Annotated in this window: 2 protein-coding genes and 1 pseudogene; all 3 read left to right on the forward strand. The window is 67.0% G+C overall.

Annotated elements, in window-relative coordinates:
• Nucleotides 1–271: 271 nt before the first annotated feature.
• On the forward strand, nucleotides 272–949 hold the full coding sequence (locus tag JHD63_RS22180) for a TetR/AcrR family transcriptional regulator (protein WP_198972950.1): 678 nt from the start codon (nucleotides 272–274) through the stop codon (nucleotides 947–949).
• Nucleotides 950–989: 40 nt separating this feature from the next.
• On the forward strand, nucleotides 990–2786 hold the full coding sequence (locus JHD63_RS22185) for an acyl-CoA dehydrogenase C-terminal domain-containing protein (RefSeq protein ID WP_198972951.1): 1797 nt from the start codon (nucleotides 990–992) through the stop codon (nucleotides 2784–2786).
• Between the two features lie 20 nt (nucleotides 2787–2806).
• Nucleotides 2807–3065 (forward strand): annotated as a pseudogene (locus JHD63_RS22190) (DUF2147 domain-containing protein); the annotation flags it as partial.

Consider the following 3065-nt stretch of genomic DNA (forward strand, 5'->3'; position numbering starts at 1 on the left):
GCGTGCGGTGGCTTCGGGGGTCGGAGATGCTCTGCAGGTGGTGCAGTAGGTTCATCGGGGCTGCGCTAGAAGGGTTGTTTCAGCGCTTTAGTTTCGCTTGGATTTAGATGCGATTGCCCTGCCCAGGTGGTACCTGGGCTTCAGTCGATTCTGGTGTGGATTTCCTCTGGCTTTGAGTGCGCCTGCGCGCCAGGGCTACGGGTTAGCCGCTACTTGCCGTTTTCTGGAATTCCTGCAAAATAGCACGATCGTTCTTTTTGTCGTGAATTCCATGCCTCTCACTCCCCAGTCTGCCAGCAAGGTGCGCGCCATTGGCCGCGACGGCGCCGGCGATGGCCGTGCCTCGCTGAAGGGGCAGCAGACCAAGGCCGCCATCATCGATGCCGCGCTGGGGCTGGCCACGCAGATCGGGCTGGAGGGCCTGTCCATCGGCGCCCTGGCCGAGGTCACGCAGATGAGCAAGTCCGGCGTGTTCGCGCACTTCGGCTCGCGCGAGGAACTGCAGATCTCGGTGGTGCGCGAGTACCACACGCGCTTCGAGGCCGAGGTGTTCTTCCCCGCGCTGCAGGCGCCGCGCGGCCTGCCGCGGCTGCGCGCGCTGTTCGCCAACTGGATGAGGCGCACCTCCGCCGAGATCGACTCGGGCTGCCTCTACATCAGCGGCGCGGCTGAATTCGACGACCGCCCGGGCCCGGTGCGCGACGCGCTGGTCGGCTCGGTCAAGACCTGGCTGCAGGCACTGCACCGCGCGCTGGTGCAGGCCAAGGAGGCGGGCCACCTGCGCGCCGACGCGGACGAGGAGCAGATGCTCTACGAGATCCACGGCCTGATCCTCGCCCTGCACTACGAGGCGCGCTTCCTGCGCTCGCCGCGCTCGCTGGCGCGTGCCCACACCGGCTTCGACAACATCCTGCAGCGCTACGGCGAGCCGGCCGCGCTGCGCGACTGATCCTTCTCCCACCCTTCCATTCTTTGCTCCTGGAGACGCCATGCCCATCTACACGCCCCCGCTGCGCGACATGCAGTTCATCCTGCACGAAGTGCTCAACGTCACCGAGGAATTCAAGGTGCTGCCGCCGCATGCCGAGGTCGATGCCGAGACGCTCAACGCCGTGCTGGAGGAGGGCGGCAAGTTCGCCTCCGAGGTCACCTTTCCGCTGAACCTCGCGGGCGACGAGCAGGGGTGCACGCTGGACAAGGCCACGCACGAAGTCACCACGCCCAAGGGCTTCAAGGAGGCCTATGCCAAGTATGTGGAAGGCGGCTGGGCCGCGCTGTCCTGCGACCCGGCGTATGGCGGCCAGGGCCTGCCCTTCGTCGTCAACCAGTGCTTCTATGAAATGCTGAACTCGGCCAACCAGGCCTGGACCATGTACCCCGGCCTGTCGCATGGCGCCTACGAGGCCCTGCATGCGCACGGCACGGACGAGCAGAAGAGGCTCTACCTGCCCAAGCTCACCAGCGGCGAATGGACCGGCACCATGTGCCTGACCGAGCCGCACTGCGGCACCGACCTGGGCCTGCTGCGCACCAAGGCCGAGCCGCAGGCCGACGGCAGCTACCGCATCACCGGCAACAAGATCTTCATCAGCGCGGGCGAGCACGACTTCACGGAGAACATCGTGCACCTGGTGCTGGCGCGCCTGCCGGACGCGCCCGCGGGCAGCAAGGGCATCAGCCTGTTCGTCGTGCCCAAGTTCAAGGTCAACGCCGACGGCACGCTGGGCGAGCGCAACCCGATCTACTGCGGCGGCCTGGAGCACAAGATGGGCATCCACGGCAACGCCACCGCGCAGATCGTGATCGACGGCGCCACCGGCTCGCTGGTGGGCCAGCCGCACAAGGGCCTGCAGGCCATGTTCGTGATGATGAACGCGGCGCGCCTGGGCGTGGGCAACCAGTCGCTGGGCCTGACCGAGGTGGCCTACCAGAACGCGCTGGCCTATGCCAAGGACCGCATCCAGATGCGCAGCCTGTCCGGCCCCAAGGCCAAGGACAAGCCGGCCGACCCGATCATCGTGCACCCCGACGTGCGCCGCATGCTGCTCACCGCCAAGGCCTACGCCGAAGGCGGCCGCGCCATGGCCATGTACTGCGCGCTGCTGATCGACAAGGAGCAGCACCACCCCGACGAGAAGGTGCGCAAGGACAGCGCCGAGCTGGTGGCGCTGCTCACGCCCATCGTCAAGGCCTTCATCACCGACAACGCCTGGAGCGCGACCACGCAGTGCCAGCAGGTGTTCGGCGGCCACGGCTACATCCACGAATGGGGCATGGAGCAGTTCGTGCGCGACGCGCGCATCAACATGATCTACGAGGGCACCAACGCCATCCAGTCTCTGGACCTGCTCGGCCGCAAGGTGCTGGGCAACAACGGTGCCTCGCTGCGCAAGTTCGGCAAGCTGGTGGCCAAACTGGTGGAGGAGGAGGGCGTGAACGAGAAGATGGCCGAGTTCATCAACCCGATCGCCTACCTGGGCGACCAGATGACCAAGTTCACCACCGAGATCGGCTTCAAGGGCTCGCAGAATCCGGACGAGGTCGGGGCCGCGGCGGTCGACTACCTGCGCGTGGCCGGCCACCTGGTGTTCGGCTACTTCTTCGCCCGCATGGCGCAGGTGGCGCTGCGCAGGATCGCCGAAGGCGACACCGACCCGTTCTACCAGGCCAAGCTGCAGACCGCGCGCTTCTACTTCGCCAAGCTGTTCCCCGAGACCGCCTCGCTCATGCGCACCGCGCGCGCCGGCGCTGCGCCGCTGATGGACACCGACGCCGTTCTCGCCTGAATTCCTTCAAGGAGACAAAGATGAAGAAGAGCATTGCCGCCCTGCTGCTGGGCGCGTTCGCGGGCCTGGCGGCCGCGCAGCTCACCCCCGTGGGCACCTGGCGCACCTTCGACGAGAAGACCGGCGACCCCAAGTCCGAGGTCGCCATCACCGAGCAGGGCGGCGCGCTCAGCGGCCGCGTCGGCAAGCTGCTGCGCCAGGGCGCCGACCCGGCCGAGCGCTGCACCCAATGCACCGACGACCGCAAGGACCAGCCCATGCTGGGACTGGAGATCATCC

Source organism: Xylophilus sp. ASV27 (assembly GCF_016428875.1).
Classification (GTDB): domain Bacteria; phylum Pseudomonadota; class Gammaproteobacteria; order Burkholderiales; family Burkholderiaceae_C; genus Xylophilus.

Coding starts and splice junctions, on each gene's coding strand:
- JHD63_RS22180 (WP_198972950.1), top strand. CDS start 272: ATGCCTCTCACTCCCCAGTCTGCCAGCAAGGTGCGCGCCATTGGCCGC.
- JHD63_RS22185 (WP_198972951.1), top strand. CDS start 990: ATGCCCATCTACACGCCCCCGCTGCGCGACATGCAGTTCATCCTGCAC.